Annotated in this window: 1 protein-coding gene; it reads right to left on the reverse strand. The window is 37.3% G+C overall.

All coding sequences use genetic code 11. From position 1 onward, the window contains the following. Nucleotides 1-746: AMP-binding protein (locus tag ACFS3A_RS26725; RefSeq protein ID WP_379828783.1), on the reverse strand; the 746-nt coding region annotated here is incomplete at both ends.

The raw sequence follows: 746 nt of genomic DNA on the forward strand, positions 1-746 counted from the left end.
GGAAGCCAACGTGCCAGATCACCGGTCTTGTAAAGACGTTCACCGTCCCTGAAGGGGTTATTTACAAACTTTTCAGCCGTCAAGGATTCCTGGTTAAGGTAACCTCGGGCCACCTGGATCCCTCCTACACATAATTCCCCAACAACACCGACTGGTAATAAGCTTAAGCCAGCATCTAAAATATAGATCTCAGTATTACTAAGAGGTGTTCCTATATTTACTTCTTTAGCATCATTACTATTGTAAACCGACATGGTACAAGTAACTGTTATTTCAGTTGGACCATATTTATTATAAAACATATAGTTCTTACTCCAGTCTTCCGCCAAATTTTTTCCACAAACCTCTCCGCCAACAACTACTCTTTTTAACGACTCAAGTACTCTGTCTGCAGGCAAAGTATTTAATACACTTGGGGTAGTATGAAAATGTGTAATTTTTTCTTTATCGACAAAATCAAGGAATTTTAGAGAATCAAGGATTTTGTCCCGAGTAATAAGAACCAATTTATTTCCGCTACACAATGCAATAAAGATTTGTTCTACAGAGGCATCAAATACAAAATTTGAAAATTGTAAAATAACTTCAGCTGAATTAAGATTAAGATTAAAATTCTTAATCTGAGAAGTAATTAGATTTATAATATTCTTATGCTCAATCATAACGCCTTTCGGCCTGCCCGTACTTCCAGAGGTGTAGATCACATAGGCCAGATTATGGGGCAGCAATACAGTATCGGGTTTACC

The organism is Flavobacterium notoginsengisoli, from assembly GCF_042686225.1.
Lineage (GTDB): Bacteria > Bacteroidota > Bacteroidia > Flavobacteriales > Flavobacteriaceae > Flavobacterium > Flavobacterium notoginsengisoli.